Source organism: Rhizobium acaciae (assembly GCF_025941625.1).
GTDB classification, from domain to species: Bacteria; Pseudomonadota; Alphaproteobacteria; order Rhizobiales; family Rhizobiaceae; genus Rhizobium; species Rhizobium acaciae.
This window is the reverse complement of record NZ_JAPCZO010000045.1, coordinates 1-24,677: the sequence shown is the minus strand read 5'-3', so window position 1 is coordinate 24,677 and position 24,677 is coordinate 1. Positions and strand designations below refer to the sequence as shown.

The 24,677-nt window shown below is 61.5% G+C and carries 19 protein-coding genes; 6 read left to right on the top strand and 13 right to left on the bottom strand.

Annotation, left to right across the window (positions count from 1 at the left end):
- Positions 1 to 114: 114 nt before the first annotated feature.
- Positions 115 to 678: a c-type cytochrome gene (locus tag OLZ32_RS37735; RefSeq protein WP_003544358.1), complete on the top strand. Its 564-nt coding sequence runs from the start codon at positions 115 to 117 to the stop codon at positions 676 to 678.
- Between the two features lie 69 nt (positions 679 to 747).
- Here the strand turns inward: OLZ32_RS37735 and OLZ32_RS37730 are convergent, their stop codons facing one another.
- Complete coding sequence (locus tag OLZ32_RS37730) at positions 748 to 1,695, bottom strand: AEC family transporter (protein ID WP_003544360.1); 948 nt, start codon at positions 1,693 to 1,695, stop codon at positions 748 to 750.
- Between the two features lie 413 nt (positions 1,696 to 2,108).
- Here OLZ32_RS37730 and OLZ32_RS37725 point away from each other — a divergent pair, with 413 nt between their 5' ends.
- On the top strand, positions 2,109 to 3,101 hold the full coding sequence (locus OLZ32_RS37725; protein ID WP_003544362.1) for an adenosine kinase: 993 nt from the start codon (positions 2,109 to 2,111) through the stop codon (positions 3,099 to 3,101).
- Here the strand turns inward: OLZ32_RS37725 and OLZ32_RS37720 are convergent.
- Entirely contained in the window at positions 3,094 to 3,633 is a 540-nt protein-coding gene (locus OLZ32_RS37720; RefSeq protein ID WP_264398630.1) for an SH3 domain-containing protein, read from the bottom strand. The genes OLZ32_RS37725 and OLZ32_RS37720 overlap by 8 nt on opposite strands.
- Before the next feature lie 185 nt (positions 3,634 to 3,818).
- Between OLZ32_RS37720 and OLZ32_RS37715 the strand changes: the two genes are divergently transcribed.
- Entirely contained in the window at positions 3,819 to 4,820 is a 1,002-nt protein-coding gene (locus tag OLZ32_RS37715; protein ID WP_003544365.1) for a 2-hydroxyacid dehydrogenase, read from the top strand.
- Positions 4,821 to 4,954: 134 nt separating this feature from the next.
- On the opposite strand, the gene OLZ32_RS37710 is transcribed toward OLZ32_RS37715, so the two are convergent.
- Genes OLZ32_RS37710 through recF form a run of 3 tightly spaced genes read right to left on the bottom strand, consistent with a single transcriptional unit; the run spans position 4,955 to position 7,370 of the window.
- Positions 4,955 to 5,428, bottom strand: coding sequence for a GNAT family N-acetyltransferase (locus OLZ32_RS37710; protein WP_264425448.1), 474 nt, complete (start codon positions 5,426 to 5,428; stop codon positions 4,955 to 4,957).
- Positions 5,425 to 6,249 (bottom strand): molybdopterin-synthase adenylyltransferase MoeB, encoded by an 825-nt coding sequence (locus OLZ32_RS37705; protein WP_003544367.1) that lies wholly within the window; start codon positions 6,247 to 6,249, stop codon positions 5,425 to 5,427. The genes OLZ32_RS37710 and OLZ32_RS37705 overlap by 4 nt, the downstream gene beginning before the upstream one ends.
- Complete coding sequence (gene recF / locus OLZ32_RS37700) at positions 6,246 to 7,370, bottom strand: DNA replication/repair protein RecF (protein ID WP_026160068.1); 1,125 nt, start codon at positions 7,368 to 7,370, stop codon at positions 6,246 to 6,248. The genes OLZ32_RS37705 and recF overlap by 4 nt, the downstream gene beginning before the upstream one ends.
- A gap of 349 nt (positions 7,371 to 7,719) precedes the next feature.
- Here recF and OLZ32_RS37695 point away from each other — a divergent pair, with 349 nt between their 5' ends.
- The gene (locus OLZ32_RS37695) at positions 7,720 to 8,085 is read left to right on the top strand and encodes a helix-turn-helix domain-containing protein (protein WP_003544369.1); all 366 of its coding nucleotides are present in this window, start codon (positions 7,720 to 7,722) and stop codon (positions 8,083 to 8,085) included.
- Between the two features lie 161 nt (positions 8,086 to 8,246).
- On the opposite strand, the gene OLZ32_RS37690 is transcribed toward OLZ32_RS37695, so the two are convergent.
- From OLZ32_RS37690 to OLZ32_RS37660, 7 genes are all read right to left on the bottom strand, one after another.
- A complete protein-coding gene (locus OLZ32_RS37690; RefSeq protein ID WP_003544370.1) occupies positions 8,247 to 8,447 on the bottom strand; it encodes a hypothetical protein in 201 nt (66 codons plus the stop codon).
- A 312-nt stretch (positions 8,448 to 8,759) separates the two neighbouring features.
- On the bottom strand, positions 8,760 to 9,887 hold the full coding sequence (gene dnaJ / locus OLZ32_RS37685; protein WP_003544371.1) for a molecular chaperone DnaJ: 1,128 nt from the start codon (positions 9,885 to 9,887) through the stop codon (positions 8,760 to 8,762).
- A gap of 85 nt (positions 9,888 to 9,972) precedes the next feature.
- The gene (gene dnaK / locus OLZ32_RS37680; protein ID WP_011649970.1) at positions 9,973 to 11,889 is read right to left on the bottom strand and encodes a molecular chaperone DnaK; all 1,917 of its coding nucleotides are present in this window, start codon (positions 11,887 to 11,889) and stop codon (positions 9,973 to 9,975) included.
- A gap of 336 nt (positions 11,890 to 12,225) precedes the next feature.
- Complete coding sequence (locus tag OLZ32_RS37675) at positions 12,226 to 14,562, bottom strand: transglycosylase domain-containing protein (protein ID WP_264425443.1); 2,337 nt, start codon at positions 14,560 to 14,562, stop codon at positions 12,226 to 12,228.
- Positions 14,563 to 14,770: 208 nt separating this feature from the next.
- Positions 14,771 to 14,992 (bottom strand): hypothetical protein, encoded by a 222-nt coding sequence (locus tag OLZ32_RS37670; RefSeq protein WP_003544378.1) that lies wholly within the window; start codon positions 14,990 to 14,992, stop codon positions 14,771 to 14,773.
- A 541-nt stretch (positions 14,993 to 15,533) separates the two neighbouring features.
- The gene (locus OLZ32_RS37665; RefSeq protein WP_003544380.1) at positions 15,534 to 16,202 is read right to left on the bottom strand and encodes an SH3 domain-containing protein; all 669 of its coding nucleotides are present in this window, start codon (positions 16,200 to 16,202) and stop codon (positions 15,534 to 15,536) included.
- Between the two features lie 387 nt (positions 16,203 to 16,589).
- On the bottom strand, positions 16,590 to 17,978 hold the full coding sequence (locus OLZ32_RS37660) for a dipeptidase (RefSeq protein ID WP_264425441.1): 1,389 nt from the start codon (positions 17,976 to 17,978) through the stop codon (positions 16,590 to 16,592).
- Positions 17,979 to 18,192: 214 nt separating this feature from the next.
- On the opposite strand from OLZ32_RS37660, the gene OLZ32_RS37655 reads away from it, so the two are divergent.
- Positions 18,193 to 20,577 carry a bifunctional diguanylate cyclase/phosphodiesterase gene (locus OLZ32_RS37655; RefSeq protein ID WP_003544383.1) on the top strand — a complete coding sequence of 795 codons (2,385 nt, stop codon included), beginning with the start codon at positions 18,193 to 18,195 and terminating at the stop codon, positions 20,575 to 20,577.
- A gap of 39 nt (positions 20,578 to 20,616) precedes the next feature.
- Here OLZ32_RS37655 and OLZ32_RS37650 read toward each other — a convergent pair whose 3' ends face one another.
- Positions 20,617 to 21,033, bottom strand: coding sequence for a MarR family winged helix-turn-helix transcriptional regulator (locus tag OLZ32_RS37650; protein WP_003544385.1), 417 nt, complete (start codon positions 21,031 to 21,033; stop codon positions 20,617 to 20,619).
- Positions 21,034 to 21,578: 545 nt separating this feature from the next.
- Here OLZ32_RS37650 and polA point away from each other — a divergent pair.
- Positions 21,579 to 24,578: a DNA polymerase I gene (polA, locus tag OLZ32_RS37645; RefSeq protein ID WP_264425437.1), complete on the top strand. Its 3,000-nt coding sequence runs from the start codon at positions 21,579 to 21,581 to the stop codon at positions 24,576 to 24,578.
- Positions 24,579 to 24,677 lie beyond the last annotated feature (99 nt).

The window sequence follows — 24,677 nt, the reverse complement described above, 5'->3', positions numbered from 1 at the left end:
TCTCATGCGCAAGACCATTTAGACAGTTGCAACGAACAGCCAAAAGACATAGGTTCCGCGCGATTTCAAGATGGTCCGGTTTATGATCTGCCGGCTGCAAGGGGAGCATTGCAGATGAATTCATACGTCAATACGGCCGTGGGGGCGCTGCTCGGAACGATTTTCGTTCTGATGTCGGTCTCTATCGCGTCCGAAGGAATCTTCCATTCCGAAGCACCGGAAAAGGAAGGTTTCGCGATCGTTGCCGAAGAGGCGCCCGCTGCTGGCGGCGAGGCTGCGCCTGCCGTTGCCGTTCCAATTGCGCAATTGCTCGCTTCTGCAGATGCCAAGGCCGGCGAGACGGTCTTCAAGAAGTGTCAGGCCTGTCATGACGCCACCAAAGGGGGGCCGAACAAGGTCGGTCCCAACCTCTTTGGTGTCGTAGATCGCCCGGTCGCCTCGCATGCAGGCTTCGCCTATTCCGCTGCCATGAAGGATTTCTCCAAGGGTGGCAGCGAGAAATGGACCTTCGAATATCTCAACAAGTTCCTGCTGGCGCCGAAAAAGGACGTTCCGGGCACCGCGATGGGCTTCGCCGGTCTGGCGAAGGATCAGGAGCGCGCCAACGTCATCCTCTACCTCCATACGCTCGCCGATTCGCCGGTGCCGCTGCCGGATCCGAACGCCGCGACGCAGTAACGCGGCAGACAATCGCATGACATCGAAGCCCGGCCCGCAAGCCGGGTTTTTCTCTGTGGGGATATCAGCTCAGGCGCCGAGGAAATAGGCCCAGAGCGAAACCGTGATGGCGCCGAGCGCCGTCGTCACGGTGATGGTCGAGGCGGCGAGGCTGTGACCGACGCCGAAGCGATTGGCGATCAGCCAGGCGTTGACGCCTGTCGGGACGGAGGAGGTCAGCACGATCGCTGCCGTCCATTCGGGGCTGAGGCCGAGGAGACGGCTCGCCGCCCACACGCAGCCGGGCAGCAGCAGCAGCTTCAGGCTCGAGGTGACGCTGGCGATGCCGAGATTGCCGGAGACGCCGTATCTTTCCAGCGCCATGCCGAGCGAGATCAGCGCTGCCGGGCCGGCAATGCCGGCGATCTGTCCGACGACCGTTGCCACAGTCGTCGGCATGGTGAGGCCGGAAAGGTGCATGGCCATGCCGGCCGCAAGCCCGATCACCAGCGGGTTGCGCACGAGATTGACGGCGATCTGGCGAAGCACCAGCACCATGCTGCGATCGCTTTTACCGGCGATCTTGCGCTCGGCATGCTCCATCAGCACCGTGCCGGCGACCATCATCACGGGCAGATGCACGGCAAGCAGGATCGACAGCGCCACCAGCCCTTCGTCGCCGACGGTCCGCTCGACGAGGGGCAGGCCGATGAAGATATTGTTGGCGAAGGCCGAGGAAACGCCGGCCAGCACGCCGATCCGTTCGTCGCGGCCGAAGAGGCGTGTGGCGGCGATATGGCCGGCCGTCCAGGTGATGGCGACGCCGGAAAAATAGACGATCCAGAGGCGGAAGGGCGAGGCGCCATGAAAATCCGCCTCGGCGATGGTCCGGAAGAGCAGAAGCGGCACGGCGATCTTGAAGACGAATTCGCTGAGCGCTTCGCCGACATTCGACGCCATCAATCCGCTGCGAACGATCACCCAGCCGATGAGAATCAGAATGAAGACGGGAAGGACGTCGAAAATGATGGCTGACATAGGGGAGGCTGCTCTGCGCGGGGGTATTCGACGTCTAGCAGCAAACGACTTGGATTGAAAAGGCAATTGCCGTCAAATCAGGCGCATCGGCAAAACAAAAAAAGCGGGCACAGCCCGCTTTTCCGCTCCGGCCGTGCCGGATATCCGGATCACGAAGCTGCCAGTTCATCCGTGGTCAGCATCGCGCCGGTAAGATCGAAGGGATCATCCCTCGTAAGCCCGGCTGCAACTGAAAGCTGCTCATGCCGGTCTTCTTGCGAGTATTTCTAGATATTGAAAATGACAGGGACATGACGAATAGGCGGCACTTTTGCGAAGAAATAGACAGGCCATCCACCATTTATCCTTCCAAACCGCGGAAATTTCGCTAAGACCAAACCCCGGCTATCACAAACTCCGGGACCCCCCATTTCATGACAAGATTCGATGTTCTGACAGTCGGCAACGCAATCGTGGATATCATTGCCCGTTGCGACGACCAGTTCCTCATTGACAACCAGATCACCAAGGCGGCGATGAACCTCATCGATGCCGAACGCGCCGAACTCTTGTATTCGCGCATGGGACCGGCGCTCGAAGCTTCTGGCGGCAGCGCCGGCAACACGGCGGCGGGCGTGGCGAGCCTCGGCGGCAAAGCTGCATATTTCGGCAATGTCGCCCAAGATCAGCTCGGTGACATCTTCGCGCATGACATCCGCGCCCAGGGCGTCCACTACCAGACCCGGCCGAAGGGCACCTTCCCGCCGACGGCGCGTTCGATGATCTTCGTCACCGAGGACGGCGAGCGTTCGATGAACACCTATCTCGGCGCTTGCGTCGAGCTCGGCCCGGAAGACGTCGAGACCGACGTCGTGGCCGACGCCAAGGTTACCTATTTCGAAGGCTATCTCTGGGATCCGCCGCGCGCCAAGGAAGCGATCCTCGATTGTGCCCGCATCGCCCATGAAAACGGCCGCGAAATGTCGATGACGCTGTCCGACAGCTTCTGCGTCGACCGCTATCGCGGCGAATTCCTCGATCTGATGCGCTCCGGCAAGGTCGATATCGTCTTCGCCAATCGCCAGGAAGCGCTGTCGCTCTACGAGACCGACGATTTCGAAGAGGCGCTGAACAGGATCGCCGCCGATTGCAAGATCGCCGCCGTGACGATGAGCGAGGATGGCGCCGTCATCCTGAAGGGCCGCGAGCGTTTTTACGTCGATGCGATCAGGATCAGGGAAGTGGTCGATACCACCGGCGCCGGCGATCTCTTCGCCTCCGGCTTCCTCTATGGTTACACGCAGGGACGCTCTCTCGAGGATTGCGGCAAGCTCGGTTGCCTGGCTGCCGGCATCGTCATCCAGCAGATCGGCCCGCGCCCGATGACCTCGCTTTCCGAGGCCGCCAAACGGGCAGGGCTTATTTGAAGGCTTCGCCGGGATAGGCGCCCCAGATCTCCGACTGCGCCACCCAGCCCGAGGCGCCGTCGGATTCGGCGCGGCACCAGTCGCCGTTGCATTCGCCGATCGTCAGCATCACGCCGGGTTCCAGCTTGGCGACGATCGAGGCGGAGGGCTGCGCCTCGCGGCGCAGATTGACATAGATGCCCTTGCCCTTGGTCTTCATCCACGGGGCGGCGATCGCCGCGCGCTGGCCTGACAGCAGCGACTGGTTGACCCAGCCTTCGGTGCCGTCGGCATCGCGGATGCGGCGCCAATTGTCGTATTCCTGGATGATCTCCACCGGCAGGCCGGATTTCAGGTACATCCACGACACCGCGTAATCCGTTCCCGGACCGATGCGAAGGTTGACGCGCTTGGATTTCAGCGTGACGAAACGCGGCAATGGCAGTCCGCTTGGCCCCTTGGCCGCCTGCGCATGGGCGAACTCGACGGTCCCCATGGACGCAGCCAGAGCGATGGCAAGGGCGAGGCAGGGCTTCAGGACTTTGCTGCGCATGGAAGTTTCCGTTTGCTCGAATTCGCGGGCAGGCCCGGCCTGCTCGCGCTCCGGGCTCTGACATTCCCCGGCTGCACCACGAGTTTTGTTTGTCTTCGCGTGCGGGTCTGGTAGAAAATGCCCGGAATGGGAAAATTATCACCCCTCTTGGTTAAAGACCTCTGAACAAGGCACCACAGGCAGCCATGACAGCGAAGAAAAAACCGAAGGTCTACATCACCCGCAAGCTGCCGGATGCCGTCGAAACCCGCATGCGCGAACTCTTCGACGCTGAGCTGAACATCGACGACGCGCCGCGCTCCGTTCCCGAGCTGATCGCCGCGGTCAAGTCTGCCGATGTGCTGGTGCCGACCGTCACCGATCGCATCGACGCGGCGCTGATCGAACAGGCGGGACCGCAGATGAAGCTGATTGCGAGCTTCTCCAACGGCACCGATCACATCGACGTCGAGGCGGCGGCGCGCAAGGGCATCACCGTCACCAACACGCCGAACGTCCTGACCGAGGACACCGCCGATATGACCATGGCGCTGATTCTCGCTGTTCCGAGAAGGCTCGGCGAAGGTGCGCGCGTGCTGACCGACAAGCCGGGCGAATGGGCAGGCTGGTCTCCGACCTGGATGCTCGGCCGGCGCATTCACGGCAAGCGAATCGGTATCGTCGGCATGGGCCGCATCGGCACGGCGGTGGCCCGCCGCGCCAAGGCTTTCGGCCTGTCGATCCACTATCACAACCGCAAGCGCGTCAATCCGGCCGTCGAGGACGAGCTGGAGGCGACCTATTGGGAAAGCCTCGACCAGATGCTTGCCCGCGTCGACATCGTTTCGGTCAATTGCCCGTCGACGCCGGCGACCTTCCACCTGATCTCGGCCCGCCGTCTGGCACTGCTGCAGCCGACGGCCTATCTCGTCAACACCGCGCGCGGCGACGTGGTCGATGAAGCCGCGCTGATCAAATGCCTGAGGGAGGGCCGGATTGCCGGCGCCGGCCTCGACGTCTTCGAGAACGAGCCCGCCGTCAACCCGAGGCTCATCAAGCTCGCCAATGAGGGCAAGGTCGTGCTGCTGCCGCATATGAGTTCGGCGACGATCGAAGGCCGCATCGACATGGGCGACAAGGTCATCATCAATATCCGCACCTTCATCGACGGTCACAGGCCGCCGAATCGGGTACTGCCCGGCCGCTAGAGCAATTCCAGGAAAAGTGCGAAGCGGTTTTTCGTCCGGAATTGCGTAAAAACAAAAGGCTAGAGCGGTCCTGCGCTTCCGTTAAACGCTGAACCGCTCTAAGCGCATTTCAGGATCGAATCACGCGAGGCGCATCAAGATGCAAGGATCTTGCGCATCTCGATGAACGTCGTCCTGGCAAGGCCGGGATGGGCCTTTTCGGCGGTTCTGGAAAATCCGCAGGCGGCAAAGACGGCGTGATTGTCGGTGAGTTCGATGCGCGTTTCCAGCCGCAAGGCGGGAAGGCCGAGTGCCGCAGCGGTCTCCTCGGCAATTGTCAGCAGCCGTTTGCCGAGGCCTTTGCCCTGCGCGTCGGGCAGAACGGCGAGCTTGCCGACATAGAGACAATCGGCCTCCGGCCGCAGGAACAGGCAGCCGACCAGCTTTTCGCCGTCGATGGCGACATGGCCGATCTCGGTCCCGGCCTTTTCGGCCAGCGATGCCGTCGTCAGCTTGAGCGCCGAAGATGGCGGGTCGATCCTGCCGTTCATGGAGGCAAAGGCGGCAAGGATGAGTGCAAGCAGCTCGTCCCAGCGCGTGAAGGTCCCATCCAGACGGATAATCCTCATCCGGCCTGTCTCTGTGTTCCACGGCGCCGTTTGTAGCGGATGGTGTCGAAGCGGGCCGAGAGCGCGTCGTAGAGCAGCAACCGTCCGACCAGCGGTTCGCCGGTGCCGGTGACGAGTTTGATCGCCTCCATCGCCATCATCGTGCCGATGACGCCGGTCAGCGCGCCGATGATGCCGGCCTCGGCGCATGCAGGAATCAATCCGGCTGGCGGCGCTTCCGGAAACAGGTCGCGATATCTGGGGTTGGGCGTTCCATCCTCAGCCGTTTCATAGGGCTTGAGAACCGTCAGCGAGCCGTCGAAGCGCCCGACGGCGCCGGTGACGAGCGGGATGCGCGCTTCTTCCGCCGCATCGGCTGCGGCATAACGCGTGTCGAAATTGTCGGAGCCGTCGATCAGCAGATCGAAGCCTGAGAGCTGACGGCGGGCGGCCTCCGGGGAAAAGCGTTCCTCGAAGCGGATCAGTCGGACATGCGGATTGAGCCTGGCGATGGCGAAGGCGGCACTCTCCGTCTTCAGTTCGCCGATCGTGCCGGAATCATGGATCACCTGGCGCTGCAGGTTCGACAGCGACACCCGGTCGTCGTCGACGATCCCGAGCGTGCCGACGCCGGCTGCGGCCAGATATTGCAGGACCGGCGCACCGAGGCCACCGGCGCCGATCACCAGCACGCGGGCGGCTTTCAGTTTCTGCTGGCCGGCGCCGCCGATCTCGGGCAGCAGGATGTGGCGGTGATAGCGCGCGATTTCTTCCGGGCTGAGCGGTTCCATGGCGCCGATGTTATCATGACGCCCGACGCCGGGAAAAGCCGCCTCGGTCATTCGAACACCCTTCCGTCGGAAACCGTGAAAAACTGCGCCCTGTCGCCGAGTGCTGAAAACATCGCGCGATCCGTTCCGGTCATGAAGGCCTGGCCGCCGAGCCCGTCGATAAGGTCGAATAACGCGGCGCGGCGGCCCTCGTCGAGATGGGCCGCGATCTCGTCGAGCAGCAGGATCGGCGCATGGCCGGTGAGATTGCCGACGAGCCGCGCATGCGCAAGCACCAGGCCGACAAGCAGCGCTTTCTGCTCGCCGGTGGAGCAACGCTCCGCCTCCATCGCCTTTTCGCGGTGATGCACGATGAGATCGGCCCGGTGTGGTCCCTCGAGCGTGCGCCCTGCGCCGGCATCGCGGTAGCGGCTCTCCGCCAGCATCGCCGCGTAGTCGTCCTCAAGGTCGACCGAAGGGCGCGAGAACTGACCGTCCATGAAGCCCGAGAGCTGCAGCGATGCCGAAGGGAAGGGCGACGTTTCGCGGGTTTCCTCGATCAGTCGGGTCAGCAGGCCGAGCATCTCCTGCCGGGCGAGCGCCATGGCGATGCCGAGGCTTGCCATCTGCTCCTCGATGCCGGCAAGCCAGGAGGGATCGAAGCGCCCTTCATCCAGCAATTTGTTGCGGCTGCGCATGGCGCGCTCGAAATCGCTGGCGCGGCGGCCATGGGCGGGATCGAGCGACAGCACCAGACGGTCGAGAAAGCGGCGCCGGTCGGAAGAGGCGCCGGTAAAGAGCCCGTCCATCGCCGGTGTCAGCCAGAGAAGGCGCAGATGGTCGGTCAGTTCGTCGGCAGTCTTTGCCGTCGTGCCATTGATGCGCAGCCTGCGGGCGGTGGTCTCCTCGCCCGTTTCGATGCCGGTGCCGATCTCGACGTCGCCCTCCATGCCGTCGAGCGCGGCGAAGATCGAAAAGCCGCCGGCCGCGCCGACGCGGGTAATGTCGCCGTAAGCCGCGCGGCGCAGACCGCGGCCAGGCGAAAGCAACGAGACGGCCTCCATGAGATTGGTCTTGCCGGCGCCGTTGTCTCCTGTCAGCACGGCATGCCGACCATCAAGGGCAAGGGCCGCCGCCACATAGTTGCGGAAGTCTGTCAGCTTCAGACGGGAAAGAGAAACCTTGTGCGGCATCGAATGTCCGGAATCATAAAGGGTGACAGCTAAGCCGAAGCGGCGCTGATGGCAAGGCTGGCAGCTTTTTGTGTCCGACATCCTCCCGATGGAACGGCAGCCACGGCACTTTCGGAATTCGGTTAAAAATACAACCATCGGCGATGGCCTGACATCGCCAAACCGATCCCGTCGACAGTCGTTGCCAATGTCGTCCAGCGCCGGATATTCAAGGTTTGCCGCCATCCTCAAGGCTACTGACGTAACGTAAAGCCCAAAAAAAGTTGGTTGAATTTTGCAACTGCAGGGTTGAGTTATCCGGTGCAAACGATATGGTAAACGGAACGTTTATGTATAAGAGAGTGATGAAGTGCCAGATCCGGTTGATATTATCGTCGGTCGCAACGTCAGACAGTTTCGCGCCCTTCGCCGCGTGTCCCAGCTCGAGCTTGGCGAAGCACTCGGACTGACTTTCCAGCAGATCCAGAAATACGAAAAGGGGGCGAACCGCGTTTCCGCCAGCAAGCTGCATCAGATCGCGGTTTTTCTCGACGTCGAGATTTCTGCTCTCTTCGAGGGTGCCGGCATGTCGCCATTCGGCAGCCGTGTCGAACTCAGCCCCGACGCCTATGCGCTTGCGCTGAGCTACGACAAGCTGAACTCACCGGCAGGCAAGGAAGCGGTCAAGACTATCGTCACCCTCATGACGGGCGAAGCGGCCGAAACCGCCGCCTGATTCCACTGCAGCTTGGATCATGGTTCGCACGGAAAGCACGACCTATTCAAGGTCTGGATGATTTCCGGATACCTGCGGGTGTGCAGCGGTCTTGGAGGGATGACGTGCATCAGGACAAGACCGGTAGCAGACTGCCTGATTGAGGTTGGCTGCCGCGCGCTTCAGTGAATCTCGCATTCGTGCAGCGCCATCAGCAAATCGTCCTGCGTCTGGTGGCCGGCATGATAGAGGTCGATCGCAATGCTGGCGATGGAAAGGCCTTGCTGGCTGCGAAGCTTGATGTTGCGCTCGGCGCACCATGTGTAGATGGCGCCGGCGAGAACGTCGACGTCTTCGGACTGAGATGAAAAGGCTGGCGCCATGGTCGATACCCTTGGTTTGTTTGTTCCCGCTAGCGCTAAGGACGCTCTATCACTTTGATTTGGTGCATGACCCCGAAATCGATTCCGGCCCGCCGGGGTAATGCACTGACGGCAGAGACTGAATTCATTTGGAAAACTTGCAAGCGGCATCATCTGGCTGCGTTAACGCAAGTCGTCGTCCCACCCGCTGCCGTATCGATCCGGGACAGATTCGCCGGCATGGACGGCGAATGTCGCAAATCAGGATTCTTAAAACAAAAAAGCCGGAGACGTTTCCGTCCCGGCTTTCGTAATGGGCATGTCGATCGCGGCTCAGCCTTCGAAGAATTCCTTCATGCGGGCAAAGAAGCCCGTCGATTCGGGATTGTTCTCCTTGGAGGAAAGCTGCTCGAATTCCTGAAGCAGTTCGCGCTGGCGCTTAGTGAGCTTTTGCGGCGTCTCGATCTGGATCTGGATGTAGAGGTCGCCCGTCTGCACCGAACGCAGCACCGGCATGCCCTTGCCCTTGAGGCGGAACTGTTTGCCGACCTGGGTGCCCTCGGGCACGGTGACGCGTGATTTGGTGCCGTCGAGCGTCGCCACGTCGAAGGTACCGCCGAGCGCGGCCGTCGTCATCGAGATCGGAACGGCGCAATAGAGATCGGCTCCGTCGCGCTGGTAGAATTCATGCGGTTTGACGGACAGGAAGATATAGAGGTCGCCTGCCGGTCCGCCGCGGGCGCCGGCCTCGCCTTCGCCCTGCAGGCGGATGCGGGTGCCGTCCTCGATGCCGGCGGGAATATTGACCGAGAGCGAACGCTCTTCCGTCACCCGGCCCTGGCCGTGGCACTTCGGGCACGGATCGGGAATGATCTGGCCGCGGCCGTGGCAGGTCGGGCAGGTCCGTTCGATCGAGAAGAAGCCCTGTGCCGCGCGCACGCGCCCCGTTCCCTGGCAGGTGCCGCAGTTCTTGGGCTGCGTGCCGGGCTTGGCGCCTGAACCCGAACAGATGTCGCAGGTGATCGACGTCGGAACGCGGATCTGCGCCGTCTTGCCGGAGAAAGACTCCTCCAGCGTTATTTCCATGTTATAGCGAAGATCGGCGCCGCGTTCGCGGCCGCCCGATGAGCGCTGGCGCGCGCGCCCTCCACCCATCATCTCGCCGAAGATATCCTCGAAAATGTCGGAGAAACCGCCGCCGGCAAATCCGCCGCCACCGCCGCCCATGCCGCCATGCTCGAAGGCCGCATGACCATAGCGATCATAGGCCGCCCGCTTCTGCGGGTCCTTGAGCATCTCGTAGGCTTCGTTGATTTCCTTGAACTTCCGTTCGGCGTCCTTGTCATCCGGGTTCTTGTCCGGATGGTATTTCATCGCCAATTTGCGAAAGGCGCTCTTCAGCTCTTTCTCGTCCGCCGACTTGGCTACACCCAGAGTTTCGTAAAAGTCCGCTTTTGCCATTAAGGATTAAACCCCGGAAATGGATTTCCGGCTGCCATGGTGAGCAGCCGGATCAGATGTTGAAGCATAACCACGCCGTCGCGGATTACGCGGACTTCTTGCGGTCGTCGTCCTTGATTTCCTCGTAGTCGGCATCGACGACATTGTCGCCGCTTTCCGCGGAGGCATCACCGGCAGCGCCGCCTTCGGCCTGCTGTGCTTCATAGATCGCCTGGCCGAGCTTCATTGATACTTCCATCAGCGTCTGGGTCTTTGCCTTGATGTCGTCGGCATCCGGCTCGGACGCTTCCGACGCCGTCTTCAGCGCAGCGATCGCATCCGAGATTGCGGTGCGGTCGGCCTCGGAAACCTTGTCACCGTAATCCTTCAGCGACTTTTCCGAGGAATGGATCAGGCTTTCAGCCTGGTTCCGGGCTTCGACCGCCTCGCGGCGCTTCTTGTCTTCGGTGGCATGGGCTTCGGCATCCTTGACCATCTTCTCGATGTCGGCGTCGGAAAGACCGCCGGAAGCCTGGATGCGGATCTGCTGTTCCTTGCCGGTGCCCTTGTCCTTGGCCGAAACCTGGACGATGCCGTTGGCGTCGATGTCGAAGGTGACTTCGATCTGCGGCATGCCGCGCGGCGACGGCGGCAGACCGACGAGGTCGAACTGACCGAGCAGCTTGTTGTCGGCAGCCATTTCACGCTCGCCCTGCGAAACGCGGATGGTCACGGCCTGCTGGTTGTCTTCGGCGGTCGAAAACGTCTGGCTCTTCTTCGTCGGGATCGTCGTGTTGCGTTCGATCAGCCGGGTGAAGACACCACCCAGCGTCTCGATGCCGAGCGACAGCGGTGTCACGTCGAGGAGCAGGACGTCCTTGACGTCGCCCTGCAGAACGCCGGCCTGGATGGCGGCGCCAAGCGCTACCACTTCATCCGGGTTGACACCTTTGTGCGGCTCCTTGCCGAACAGCTGCTTGACCACTTCCTGTACCTTCGGCATGCGGCTCATGCCGCCGACGAGAACCACTTCGTCGATTTCGGCAGCGGTAACACCGGCATCCTTGAGCGCTGCCTTGCACGGCGCGATCGTCCGCTGGACGAGATCGTCGACCAGGCTTTCGAGCTTGGCGCGGGTCAGCTTCAGCGTCAGATGCTTCGGGCCGGAGGCGTCGGCCGTGATGAACGGCAGGTTGATTTCGGTCTGCTGCGAGGACGAAAGCTCGATCTTTGCCTTTTCCGCAGCTTCCTTGAGGCGCTGCAGGGCAAGCTTGTCGTTCTTCAGGTCGATGCCGTTGTCTCTCTTGAACTCGCCGACGAGATATTCGACGAGGCGCATGTCGAAGTCTTCACCGCCGAGGAAGGTATCGCCGTTGGTGGACTTCACTTCGAAGACGCCGTCGCCGATCTCGAGGATCGAAATATCGAAGGTGCCGCCGCCAAGGTCGTAGACGGCAATCGTCTTGCCTTCTTTCTTGTCGAGACCGTAGGCGAGTGCGGCTGCAGTCGGCTCGTTGATGATGCGCAGCACTTCAAGACCGGCGATGCGGCCGGCATCCTTGGTTGCCTGGCGCTGCGCGTCGTTGAAGTAGGCGGGAACGGTGATGACGGCCTTCTCGACCTTTTCGCCGAGATAGGATTCGGCGGTTTCCTTCATCTTCTGAAGGATCATCGCGGAAATCTGTGCGGGCGAGTAGCCCTTGCCATTGGCTTCGACCCAGGCGTCGCCATTGTCGCCCTTGACGATGGTGAAGGGAACGAGGTGCTTGTCCTTCTCGACGGTCGGATCTTCGTAGCGGCGGCCGATCAGGCGCTTGACTGCAAAGAGCGTATTCGTCGGGTTGGTGACTGCCTGGCGCTTGGCCGGCTGGCCGACGAGGCGCTCGCCATCATCGGAAAATGCCACCATGGAAGGGGTCGTACGCGCACCTTCCGCATTCTCGATAACCTTCGCGTCCTTGCCGTCCATGACTGCGACGCAGGAATTCGTCGTTCCAAGGTCGATACCAATTACTTTTGCCATGTCATTCTCTCCTTGAAGCAAGCTGTCGGAACCCCGAGAAGGCATTTCCCTGACAGCCCCTTACGGGATGGGTCTACTTGAGATTACGCAATCGTGATTGCGGTGATGCGGCGTATATAAGGAGCGGTTTTCTGGACTGCAAGGCGAGAAATGCCCCGGAATCCAGCAAAACGAATGTGTTGCGTTCAATTTTTACAGTAGTCGGGAGAGAGGTCGCCCCATGTCTGGAAAGCGGTCGTTTTTTAGGCCCTGTTGCGCAAAAGTGCGAGGCGCGAATCTGAAAGGTTGCGGCGCGCTTAAGAGCATCGGGCTTGTGCCGGGCATGCAGCAAAGATCTCACTGGCCCATGATCAGATCGAGCAGCGTCGTGCGCCGCGGCTGGACCGAAGAGGTGGTCTGCGCACCCCCGACATCGCCGGGCGGCACCATGCCCTCATAGCCAGAACCGCCGCCTTCGGCAATGTCTGCGGGCGGAACCGGGCCGTTGCCGGAGGTCGCCCCCTGCTGCCGGACAGGCGCTTGCGGATAGCGATTTGCATTGTCGTCGCCGCCGAAGACGCCGGAAATGATGCCGCCGATCGTCGATGACGGCGCCTCCGCCGTCATCGGCTGTGCGCTGCCCGACTGCCCATTACCCGGTGCCTCAGCCATCGGCTGACCATTGTTCGGATCAGCGATCAATTGGCCGTTGCCGAAGAGCGGTGCTGGCGAAAGACCCTTGTGGGCGGCGATCATGAATTCCTTCCAGGCCTTGGCGGGCAAGCCGCCGCCGGTCACCTTCTTCATCGGCTTGCCGTCGTCATTGCCGAACCAGACCCCCGTGGTGAGATTGCTGGTGAAGCCGACGAAGAGCGCGTCGCGCGAATTCTGCGTCGTACCGGTCTTTCCGGCCGCCTGCCAGCCGGGGATCTTGGCGCTCTTGCCGGTGCCGTTGTCGATGACGCCCATCATCATCGTATCCATTTCGGCGGCGATCTGCTCGGACAGCACGCGCGGCGGGCTGTCATAGGTATTTTCGTAGAGAACCTTGCCCTCGGCCGTCGTTACCCGGCGGATGACGTGCGGCGTCGCCTTGTAGCCGCCGTTCATGAAGGCGGCATAGGAGGCGGTGAGTTCCATCAGCGACACCTCGGACGTGCCGAGCGCGATCGAGGCGTTCGGCTGCAGCTCGCTTTCGATCCCGAGCCGGTGGGCAAGCTTGATCACCTGCTCCGGCCCGTCATACATCACCAGCTGGGCGGCCACCGTGTTCAGCGACTTGGCAAGCGCGGTCGCCAGCGTCACTTCGCCATTGTACTTTTTCTCGTAATTTTCGGGCGTCCAGTCGCCGATCCGGATCGGCGCGTCGTTGAACACCGAATAGGGCGTCAGCCCCTTCTCGAGTGCTGCGGCATAGACGAAGGGCTTGAACGAGGAACCCGGCTGGCGTTTGGCCTTGACGGCGCGGTTGAACTGGCTCGTCGCATAATCCCTGCCGCCGACGAGCGCCCGGATCGCGCCGGTGCCGTCGATCGAGACGAGGGCCGCCTGCGAGGCGTCGAGCTTGCCGCCCTCCTTGTCGAGCACGTCGACCAGCGATTGCTCGGCCTTCTTTTCCAGCGACTTGTCGATGGTCGTATCGACGATGACGTCTTCCTTGACGTCGCCGATCAGACCCGGCAGCTGATCCATCACCATGTCGGCGACATAGTGTCCGGCGCCGGACCAGTAACTCTTGGCCGAAGCCGGGGTCTGCGACATCGCCGTCTTGACCTCGGAATCGGTGATGAAACCCTGTTCGCGCATCGCCGCGAGCACGAGTTGGGCGCGTGCATTCGCAGCTTCCGCATCGCGGGCCGGCGAGAGCCGCGACGGCGCCTTGAGCAGGCCGGCCAGAACCGCGGCCTCGCCGAGGTTTACGTCACGCGCCGATTTGTTGAAGTAGCGGCGCGAGGCGGCCTCGACGCCATAGGCGTTCGATCCGAAGAACACCCGGTTGAGATACATGGCAAGGATCTGATCCTTGGTGTATTTCTGCTCCAGCCAGAGCGAGAGCAGCACCTCCTGCACCTTGCGTTCCAGCGTTCTTTCAGGCGAGAGGAAGAGGTTCTTGGCAAGCTGCTGCGTCAGCGTCGAGCCACCCTGGACCATGTGGCCAGCCGTGAGATTGGTCACGATAGCCCGGCCGAGGCCGAGCGGATCGACGCCGAAATGCGAATAGAAACGCCGATCCTCGATGGCGATGACGGCTTCCGGAATATAGGGCGACATGTTTTCGAGCGACAGCGCCTCGCCGCCGGTGGCGCCGCGATTGGCAATGACGCTGCCGTCGACAGCGGTGATCTTGACGTTCGGCGGCCGCTCCGGGATCGCCCAGGTGCTGGCGCTCGGCATGCGTGAGCCATAATAGACCACGAGCCCGGCAACGCCGATGCCGGCCCAGATGAAAAGCACGACGCACCAGTAGATCATGCGGCGCATGAAACCGAAAAACCCGCCGCCTTCACGCTCCCGCGGCTCGCGCCGCCGCCGGGGGGCGGCGCGCTGCGGCGGGGGTTTCGAGCCGCCGCGGCGCTGAGATCGGCCTCCGGCGATGCGATCGTCGGCATCGAGGGAGAATTCGTCATCGTCGCGCGCCGGGCGGCCGCTGAAGGAGGGTTCTATTCTGTCGCCTGATCTGCCTCTGCCTGCCATCGCGGACCGGTCACACCCCATGTTCGATCGCGAAGCCAACTTCGCATAACGGCGCTCTTCTGCAGCGCCGCGCGTCTTTTCAGGCGCGCAAAGGACGCTGGAGCACTTTGAGTGCCGCCGTGATCATCCGACTGAACTGTAAATGCGGCGATTTAACGGGGTATTAATAATGGAAAGTAAAGCAGACCGCGCCGCGACAGCATTGCCTTCAGAACTGACGGGCCTCGTAATCGTCGAGCGTTTCCGGGTCCTGTTTATATTCCCACTCGCCCAGATGAAAGCGGCGCCAGATCTGACCGGAAGGGTTGAGGTTTGCCCCATCGGTAAGGCGTACAGGCAAGATCGGATTGTGTTTATGCCAAACGGTAACATCTATGGCGGCTGCCCGAGGGGCAAAAAGCCCGAGGAAAGCCAGGTAGTCTTGCGTCATCAGGGTCCAGCCTCGAACGGATTGAGATCAATCCGCAACTTCACAAAAGTGCAATAAACAATCCCGCAAGACAAGAGCTTCGCGATGGCCTCACATCAAATTGTCGGTGACCGCATTCGCGGATCGATGCTTCCCCGGCGGCTCTTATCTTGCGCTCACCGGCCAATTCGCACGCTCATGAAAAAAAGACCTGCAGTGCGTCACGTGAATCACGGATGATACGACGCATTTTTCAGTGCCGCGCGTCTTTTCGAGAGACATAAAAAAGGCTGTAACACATTGAATTGCCGCATAGTGTTTCCTCAAATCGATTCTGCTTCAAGGAATTATGCAGCAGGCGGAACCAATAGGCCTCGCGATTGTTTATGAAGAAGCGGGACAGCCCCTCACGTCCCGCGAATGATCGGCCGTCTCCCCTCAACGCGCGCCGATCGACATCAGGCCCGGTGCATCCCTCCCAAGGGAGCGCCGGGCTTTTTCTTAGGCGTTTTCCCTTGGTTTCAAGCCTCGGAAGAGGACGGCGCTGCGTCCCCTTTCTGTCTCATTGGTCGCAGGAGGGATCGCCGGGGCGGCAATCAAAATTCCTGCGGTCCGGCCTGCGATCATCGCCTCTCCGGTCGTCCCTCTGCCGTTCACCTCTTTGTCGATCGTCCCTTTGCCGATCGCCCCTTTGATTGTCGTCGCGCCAGTCACGATCGCGGTCGCGCCCATCTCGGTCGCCATCCCGCTCGCGCCAGTTACGGCCGCGATCCCGGTTATCCCGATCGCGGTCGCGATCCCGATTGTCGCGGTCGCGATAGTAATAGTCCGGGCCGCGGCTCCAGCGGTCACGGTCGCGATAGAAATCGCGGTTGCGGTAGTAGCGGTCCCAATAATTGTCGACGCTGAAGCGAATCATCGGAATGCCGAGCGGACGGTAATATTGCGGGCCGACATAGACGCGGCGCTGTTGGTAGAGGGCCTGCACATACTGGCCGGAAACCCAGCCGCGGCCGCCGTAGAATTCTACGTCGCACCAGTTGACGTCGGAAAGGCATCCGCGGATCTCGACGGAGGAACCGGCCGGGATGACCGCGACGGCAGGATAACGGGTGCTCGGACCGGCACGCATGTTGACGTTCGCCGTCGAGTAGCCCTCGGCAGCCTGCGCTATGGCGGGAACCAGCATAAGCAGGCCGGCCGCTGCGATTTTAACAAAGAGTTTTTTCACGCTTCTCAGTCCTTGTTGGCACGTTTTTCAAGCAGCGCTTGGCCGCGTTTCCTTGGCATATGCCATTGATACAAAAGACAGAGCGATCGCCGCAGCTGTCAGGGCGTCATCATTCGTCTTATCTTTCAATGGCTTATATGTCGCTCGCGATGAGCGCAGCTTGAACGGCGAAATGTCTGTCGGCGCCTTGTAGCCGCGCGTGGTGCTTTAGGGCATTGTTAACGGTTCGTTAACCTTTCGGCGGCAATCTCATTGCAATACCCGCTTGCTCCTTGACCACGGATGAACTGGCACTGAGGTGAGCGGATGAAGAAAGGCCGGGTCGAACCGGCCTTTTTGTTGTGCGCCTTTGCTGGCACGCCGGCATGCAAGGCGAGCCAATTCCGCTCAGGCGGCGAGCGCCTGAAGAATCCGCACCCAGGAGCGGATGCCCTTGTGGTAGGAGATAAGCTCGTATTTCTCGTTCGGCGAGTGGATACGATCATCGCTGAGGCCGAAGCCGACGAGCAGCGATTCCATGCCAAGCATCTTCTGGAAATCTCCGACGATCGGGATCGACCCGCCCATGCCGATGACGATGGCGGGTTTCGGCCACTCGTCGGAAAGCGCGTTCTTCGCCTTGGTGAGAACAGGCGAATCATAGGAAAGATGGATCGCCGGCGAGCCGCCATGCGGATGGAACTCCACCGAGCAATCGGCGGGAATCTTCGAGCTAATATAGCTGCGGAAAGCCTTGCGAATGGCGGCCGGATCCTGCGTGCCGACAAGCCGGAACGAAACCTTGGCCGAAGCCTTGGCGGCGATCACCGTCTTGAAGCCTTCGCCGGTATAGCCGCCCCAGATGCCGTTGATTTCGGCGGTCGGCCGCGCCCAGGTGAGTTCCAGCACCGAACGGCCCTTTTCTCCGGATGGGATGGAGAGGCCGACTTCGCCGAGGAAGCTCTCCGCGGTCTTGCCGAGCGTCTCCCATGAGGCCTTGATGTTTTCAGGCGTTTCCTCGACACCGTCATAGAAACCGTCAAGCGTAATGCGGCCCGTCTCGTCATGCAGACCGGCAAGAGCCTCGACGAGAATATGGATCGGATTGGCTGCCGCGCCGCCGAAGAGACCGGAATGCAGGTCGCGGTCGGCGGCCGTCACGATCACTTCCTCGCCGACGAGGCCGCGCAACGCTGCGGCGATCGCCGGCGTGTCGCGGTCCCACATGCCGGTATCGCAGACCAGCGCATAATCGGCCTTGAGCTCGGCGGCGTTGGCTTCGAGGAAGGGCTTCAGGGACGGCGAGCCGGACTCCTCCTCGCCCTCGAAGAGGATGGTGACGCGGCAGGGAAGCGCGCCGTTGATCTCCTTATAGGCCCGGCAAGCCTCGACGAAGGTCATCAACTGGCCCTTGTCGTCGGAGGTGCCGCGGCCGGTCAGGATCTTGCGGCCCTCGCCGACATCCTTGATCGATGGCTCGAAGGGGTCGTTTTCCCAGAGCTCGATCGGGTCGACCGGCTGAACGTCGTAATGGCCGTAGAAGAGAACATGCGGCGCATCGGCGGAAGCGCCGGCATGGTGGGCGACCACCATCGGATGGCCGGGCGTGTCGCGGACCGAGGCCGTAAAGCCTAGCCCTTCAAGATAGGCGACGAGCCATTCGGCGGCCTTTCGGCATTCGGCCTTATAGGCGGGATCGGTGGAAATCGACTGGATGCGCAGAAGTTCGAACAGCTTGTCGAGGCTCGATGAAAGGTTCTGATCCGCGCGCGCAAGCACCTGGTTTACATCGGTCATTTTCGACTCCTTTTTGAAATTCGGCCGGACGATAGACCAAACCAGAAAGGCAGGCGAGGCGGAAAAACAAAAAATCGGCGGCGCGAAATGTCGGCGGGGCTTAGACTAATATCAGGAAGGTTTGCTGGATAATATAAAAGTGAATTCTAATTCAATTTACAGTTATTTAGTACAACCTAAATAGCCTGACCGAATTCAGCTGTGCGAGGTTCGGATGTTTTCGGTCATTACATGTATTCGGGACAACCACGATTGGCGGCTGGTGCTTGCGGCGGCCGCGGTCTGCCTGGTCGGCGCTATGGCGGCTATGCTGCTGCTTTCCCGCGCCCAGGAATGCGATGCCGGGCGGCGCAAGCTCTGGATCGGCGCCTCGGCTTTTGCTTTCGGCACCGGCGTATGGGCAACGCACTTCATCGCGATGCTGGCCTATGACGGCGGCATGCCGATCGGCTACCAACTGGGCCTGACGGCGCTTTCTTTCCTCCTGTCGGTTGTCGGTTCGTGGGCGGCGATCCTCGTCGCTTCGGAAAGCCGCGGCAGGTTTTCTCGCATCCGCGGTGGCGTCCTGATGGCGCTCGGCATCGCCTCCATGCACCTGACCGGCATGCAGGCGATCGAAACGCAGGCGGCAATCCTTTATGATCCCTTGATGACGCTGAGTGCGGTTCTCGCAGGAGCGCTGTTGTCGAGCGCCGCCTTCCACGCCTTTTTCCAATTGAAGGGACTAAGGCGGCTCCTCGCCTCGTCAATCACTTTTGTCCTCGCGATCTGCGCTCTCCATTTCATCTCTATGGCCAGCATCACGCTCGTGCCGGATCCCGGTAAAGAGCTTCCGGCAACGGTGCTCGATGCCAGCCTGCTTGCTGCGATCGTCGTTGTGGCGGCGACGACACTCATACTCATTGCGCTCGCGGTGGTCTTTATCGAAAGCCACCTGACGGATCTGAGGGGGCTCGCGAATGCTTCGCAGGAAGGGCTGCTGATCCTGCGGGAAGGCCGGATCATCGATGCCAATGAACGCTTCCAGGAGCTTTCCGGCTGGAAGCTTGCCGGTCTTGCAGGCAAGGCGCCCTCGGCTGTTTTGACCGCTACTCAGGGGACGGGGCAGAACGGACCCAGCGAGACGCTGCTCAACACCAGGAACGGCAGGGAGATCGCCGTCGACGTGACCGCGAGCAGGATCGTCTATCGCGGGCACAATTGCGAGGTGCTGGCGGTGCGTGATCTCACCGAGCGCAGGCAGGCAGAGGAGATGATCGAGCATCTCGCCCACCACGACGTGCTCACCGATCTGCCGAACAGGTCGCTGTTCGATACCCGCATCCGGCAGGCGCTGCAGATGGCCGAACGAAAGAACAGCGAGGTTGCCCTTTTCTATCTCGACCTCGATCGCTTCAAGGCCGTCAACGATATCTTCGGCCATGCCGAAGGCGACCATATTCTCCGCAAGGTCGCCTCGATCCTGCGCCGCGTGGCCGATGAAAGCGATACGATCGCCCGCCTCGGCGGCGATGAATTCGCCATCATTCAGCCCGCCGGGCAGCAGCCGGCGGCGGCGCAAAAGCTTGCGGCTGATATCCTCGCCGAATTTGCCGCCGAAATGGACACGGCGCGTGACCCGACCGCCGTCGGCGTCAGCGTCGGCATTGCACTCTATCCTGCGGATGGGGTTGCTGCTGAAGAACTCTGCAACAATGCCGATACTGCACTCTACCGCGTCAAGCATGACGGTCGCGGCAAGATCTGTTTCTTCGACGCGGAAATGGATAAGGCGGCACGGAACCGCCGCCAGATCGAAAGCGAACTGCGCCATGCGATCATCCGCAACCAGATCCATGTCAGCTATCAGCCGATCCTCGATGCGCTGAGCGGCGAGATCGGCGGCTACGAGGCCCTGATGCGCTGGAACCGGCCAGGTCACGGCCTGACCGAGCCCGATATCTTCATCCCGATCGCCGAGGAAAGCGGCTCGATCGTCCAACTCGGCGAATGGGTGTTGCAGCAGGCCTGCAGGGAGGCTGTGCGCTGGCCGCTGCCGTTGATGATCGCCGTCAATCTCTCGCCGGTGCAATTCATGCTGCCGAACCTCTGCGAGCGGATCGAGGCGATCCTTGCCGAAACCGGGCTTGCGCCCAGCCGGCTGGAGCTCGAGATCACCGAGGCGGCCCTCATTCGCGATCGCGACCGGGTGATGACGACGCTGCTGCGGCTGCACAAGCTCGGCGTGCACATCGTCATGGATGATTTCGGCACCGGTTTTTCCTCGCTTTCCAACCTGCGTTCATTTCCTTTCGACAAGATCAAGGTCGACCGCAGTTTCACCGGCGTGCTGGAACATGATGCGGCGGCACGCTCGATCGTGCGCGCCATCATCGGCCTTGGTCATAGCCTCGGCATGCCTGTCGTGACGGAGGGCGTGGAAACCGAGATGCAGCGCCGGATCGTCGTCGAGGAAGGTTGCGCGCAAGTGCAGGGCCTTTTACTCGGCAAGCCGGATATCGAGCCGAGCATCAAGCTTGCCGCCCACGAAAACGTCGTGACCGCACAGATCGAAACCGGCGTGTCCTCATTGCGACGCGCACAGGGTGCTGGTGAGTGATCTTACAGCGCCATTCCGATTTAAGGAATTATGCAGTGGTCAGAGCGCCTTGGCGTTTTCCAGAAGCCGGCGGATATATTCAAGCGTCAGCTCACGCTCGAAAACCCGGAAACCTTTAAACAGCGCAAGATCGGCCTCCCGTGCGGTCTCGATCGCCTCGGCCTCCATGGCGCGCGCCCTCGGCGTCAGGAAGAGCAGCTGCGCCCGCTTGTCGGACGGATGCGGCCGGCGTTCGATCAACCCGTCGCGGACCATGCGCGAAAGCGTATTGGCCATGGTCGCCTGCTCGATATCGACCCGCTCGAGAAGCTGTTTCTGGGTCAGCCCGTCCTCGGCCCAGAGTTCCAGCAGAATGGGGAACTGCCCCGGAGAAAAACCGAGCCCGACCGCGCGCTGGTGCAGCGAGCGAGCAAAACCCTTCGCCAGCTGGCTGGCAAGGTAGGCTCCCGAATCCATGCGGTTAAATCCCATGATTGCAAGTTAGGCTCAAAACCATGCCGGAGACAATGCAGCAAATCGCATACGATGCTCCTAAACATGCAAGCGGCGAGCAGAATTTCGAGTGCCTCGAAAAAACAAAAGTCGCCATGGCCTGGAGGTTGGCCATGGCGACTTTAAAGTGGGGACAAAGGCCCGGAGAGGGGGATAAGGCCTTTGTCCAAGCCTGACGCGGCGGGGGACAAGCCGGTAATCAGACCCGCGACGCGATCAAGCGCCGGTGACATGGATTTGTGGCTCAGAATGTGGTTTTTCAAGGGAGGGCGATCGTTACAAATCGGTAACAGTTTGGTGAGCCGGAATCTCTGCCGCACAATTCCTGAGATCGGAATCGATGGAAGGATAAAATTATGCAGCAACGCCAAGTGCTCAGCGTCCTTTGCACGTCCGAAAAGACGCGCGGCGCTGTGTGACGCTCCGAGCGCCATAATCCTTTTCGCGCGCCGAACTTTATGCCGAACTCTATATGGACCTCGTCCCATGCCCGCGCTATCCATGCACGCATGAAAAAAGGCGATCACCTCTTCCTAATCGATGGTTCCGGATTCATCTTCCGGGCGTTTCATGCACTGCCGCCGCTGACCCGCAAGACCGACGGCCTGCCGATCGGCGCCGTGTCCGGTTTCTGCAACATGCTGTGGAAGCTGCTGAGGGACGCGCGCAATACCGATGTCGGCGTCACGCCGACACATCTTGCCGTCATCTTCGATTATTCGGCCAAGACGTTTCGCAAGGATCTCTACGACGCTTACAAGGCGAACCGCTCCGCTCCGCCGGAAGAGCTCATCCCGCAATTCGGCCTCATCCGCGAGGCGACCCGCGCCTTCAATCTGCCCTGCATCGAGACCGAAGGCTTCGAGGCCGACGACATCATCGCCACCTATGCCCGCCAGGCCGAAGCGACCGGCGCCGATGTCACCATCGTCTCCTCCGACAAGGATCTGATGCAGCTCGTCAGCCCCAATGTCCATATGTATGACAGCATGAAGGACAAGCAGATCGGCATTCCCGATGTCGTTGAGAAATGGGGCGTGCCGCCGGAAAAGATGATCGACCTGCAGGCGATGACCGGCGATTCGGTCGACAATGTTCCCGGCATTCCCGGCATCGGCCCGAAAACCGCCGCCCAGCTTCTCGAGGAATACGGCGATCTCGATACGCTGCTCGAACGCGCCACCGAGATCAAGCAGGTCAAGCGCCGTGAGACGATCCTCGCCAATATCGACATGGCCAGGCTCTCGCGCGACCTCGTGCGGTTGCGCACCGATGTGCCGCTCGATCTCGATCTCGACGCGCTGGTGCTGGAACCGCAGAACGGCCCGAAGCTGATCGGCTTCCTGAAGACGATGGAATTCACCACGCTGACGCGCCGCGTCGCCGAGGCCTGCGATTGCGATGCCGGCGCCATCGAACCGGCGATCGTCCGCATCGAATGGGGTGAGAAGGCCCGCGGCCCGGATCTCGATGCGGCCGAGCCCGAGCCCGTTGCCGGCGGCATTCCCGAGGTATCGGGCGAATCCGTGCCGGTGCCGTCGCGTGCAAAGGCGAAGACCGCGGTCGAAGGCGCCTTTTCGCCCGCCGATCTTGCCAAGGCGCGGGCCGAGGCCTTTGCGACGCTGCCCTTCGATCATTCGGCCTATGTCACGATCCGCGACCTGGCGACGCTCGACCGCTGGATTGCCGATGCGCGCGCCACCGGCCTCGTTGCTTTCGATACCGAGACCACGTCGCTGGATGCGATGCAGGCCGAGCTTGTCGGCTTTTCGCTGGCGATCGCCGACAATACGGCCGATCCCACCGGCACGAAGATCCGCGCCGCCTATGTGCCGCTCGTCCACAAGAACGGCGTCGGCGATCTGCTCGGCGGCGGCCTTGCCGAAAACCAGATCCCGATGAGCGATGCCCTGCCACGGCTGAAGGCATTGCTGGAAGACGAATCGGTTCTCAAGGTCGCCCAGAACCTGAAATACGATTACCTGCTGATGAAGCGCTACGGCATCGAGACCAGGAGTTTCGACGACACGATGCTGATCTCCTACGTGCTCGACGCCGGCACCGGCGCGCATGGCATGGACCCGCTCTCGGAAAAATTCCTCGGCCATACCCCGATCCCCTACAAGGACGTGGCGGGCAGCGGCAAGGCGAATGTCACCTTCGATCTGGTCGATATCGACCGCGCCACCCACTATGCCGCCGAAGATGCCGACGTGACGCTGCGCCTCTGGCTGGTGCTGAAGCCGCGGCTGGCGGCGGCAGGGCTGACCAGTGTCTATGAACGGCTGGAGCGGCCGCTATTGCCGGTGCTGGCGCGTATGGAAGCGCGCGGCATCACCGTCGATCGGCAGATCCTGTCGCGGCTCTCCGGCGAGCTGGCCCAGAGTGCAGCAAGGCTGGAGGACGAGATCTACGTGCTGGCCGGCGAACGGTTCAACATCGGCTCGCCGAAGCAGCTGGGCGATATCCTGTTCGGCAAGATGGGCCTTTCCGGCGGCAGCAAGACGAAGACCGGGCAATGGTCCACTTCCGCGCAGGTGCTCGAGGATCTGGCCGCCGCCGGTTTCGAATTGCCGCGCAAGATCGTCGACTGGCGCCAGGTCACCAAGCTGAAATCCACCTATACCGACGCGCTTCCGGGTTATGTTCACCCCGAGACGAAGCGGGTCCACACCTCCTATTCGCTGGCATCGACGACCACGGGGCGCCTGTCCTCGTCCGAGCCGAACCTGCAGAACATTCCGGTGCGCACGGCAGAAGGCCGCAAGATTCGCACCGCCTTCATCTCGACGCCTGGCCACAAGCTGATCTCCGCCGACTACAGCCAGATCGAACTGCGCGTGCTTGCCCATGTGGCCGAGATCCCGCAGCTGACCAAGGCCTTCGAAGACGGCGTCGACATCCACGCCATGACGGCGTCGGAAATGTTCGGCGTGCCGGTGGAAGGCATGCCGGGAGAGGTGCGCCGCCGCGCCAAGGCGATCAACTTCGGCATCATCTACGGCATCTCGGCCTTCGGGCTTGCCAATCAGCTTTCGATCGAGCGTTCGGAAGCCGGCGACTACATCAAGAAGTATTTCGAGCGTTTCCCCGGCATCCGCGACTATATGGAGAGCCGAAAGGCCATGGCGCGCGACAAGGGTTATGTCGAAACGATCTTCGGCCGCCGCATCAACTATCCCGAAATCCGCTCTTCCAATCCATCCGTGCGTGCCTTTAACGAGCGTGCGGCCATCAACGCGCCGATCCAGGGCTCGGCTGCCGACGTCATCCGCCGGGCAATGATCAAGATAGAGCCGGCGCTTGTTGAAGTCGGCCTTGCCGATCGCGTCCGCATGCTGCTGCAGGTACATGACGAACTCATCTTCGAGGTCGAGGACGAGGATGTCGAAAAGGCGATGCCCGTCATCGTCTCGGTCATGGAAAACGCCACCATGCCGGCGCTGGAAATGCGCGTGCCGCTGAGGGTCGATGCCCGCGCCGCCACCAATTGGGACGAGGCGCACTAAAAGCATGTCGCGCAAAACTGCGCGGCGGTTTTGCGACAACGACTTGCGCGGAAATAAAGCCTAAAGCGCGAGGAGCGATCTGAAAGATTGCGACGCGCT

Excerpts from the sequence above, each read along its gene's own strand:
- OLZ32_RS37735 (WP_003544358.1), top strand. The coding sequence starts at position 115 with ATGAATTCATACGTCAATACGGCCGTGGGGGCGCTGCTCGGAACGATT.
- OLZ32_RS37705 (WP_003544367.1), bottom strand. The coding sequence starts at position 6,249 with ATGACCGAGGCGGCTTTTCCCGGCGTCGGGCGTCATGATAACATCGGC.
- OLZ32_RS37715 (WP_003544365.1), top strand. The coding sequence starts at position 3,819 with ATGACAGCGAAGAAAAAACCGAAGGTCTACATCACCCGCAAGCTGCCG.
- polA (WP_264425437.1), top strand. The coding sequence starts at position 21,579 with ATGAAAAAAGGCGATCACCTCTTCCTAATCGATGGTTCCGGATTCATC.
- OLZ32_RS37650 (WP_003544385.1), bottom strand. The coding sequence starts at position 21,033 with ATGGATTCGGGAGCCTACCTTGCCAGCCAGCTGGCGAAGGGTTTTGCT.
- OLZ32_RS37710 (WP_264425448.1), bottom strand. The coding sequence starts at position 5,428 with ATGAGGATTATCCGTCTGGATGGGACCTTCACGCGCTGGGACGAGCTG.
- OLZ32_RS37720 (WP_264398630.1), bottom strand. The coding sequence starts at position 3,633 with ATGCGCAGCAAAGTCCTGAAGCCCTGCCTCGCCCTTGCCATCGCTCTG.
- OLZ32_RS37690 (WP_003544370.1), bottom strand. The coding sequence starts at position 8,447 with ATGGCGCCAGCCTTTTCATCTCAGTCCGAAGACGTCGACGTTCTCGCC.
- recF (WP_026160068.1), bottom strand. The coding sequence starts at position 7,370 with ATGCCGCACAAGGTTTCTCTTTCCCGTCTGAAGCTGACAGACTTCCGC.
- OLZ32_RS37725 (WP_003544362.1), top strand. The coding sequence starts at position 2,109 with ATGACAAGATTCGATGTTCTGACAGTCGGCAACGCAATCGTGGATATC.
- OLZ32_RS37675 (WP_264425443.1), bottom strand. The coding sequence starts at position 14,562 with ATGGCAGGCAGAGGCAGATCAGGCGACAGAATAGAACCCTCCTTCAGC.
- OLZ32_RS37655 (WP_003544383.1), top strand. The coding sequence starts at position 18,193 with ATGTTTTCGGTCATTACATGTATTCGGGACAACCACGATTGGCGGCTG.
- OLZ32_RS37660 (WP_264425441.1), bottom strand. The coding sequence starts at position 17,978 with ATGACCGATGTAAACCAGGTGCTTGCGCGCGCGGATCAGAACCTTTCA.
- dnaJ (WP_003544371.1), bottom strand. The coding sequence starts at position 9,887 with ATGGCAAAAGCGGACTTTTACGAAACTCTGGGTGTAGCCAAGTCGGCG.
- OLZ32_RS37670 (WP_003544378.1), bottom strand. The coding sequence starts at position 14,992 with ATGACGCAAGACTACCTGGCTTTCCTCGGGCTTTTTGCCCCTCGGGCA.
- dnaK (WP_011649970.1), bottom strand. The coding sequence starts at position 11,889 with ATGGCAAAAGTAATTGGTATCGACCTTGGAACGACGAATTCCTGCGTC.
- OLZ32_RS37730 (WP_003544360.1), bottom strand. The coding sequence starts at position 1,695 with ATGTCAGCCATCATTTTCGACGTCCTTCCCGTCTTCATTCTGATTCTC.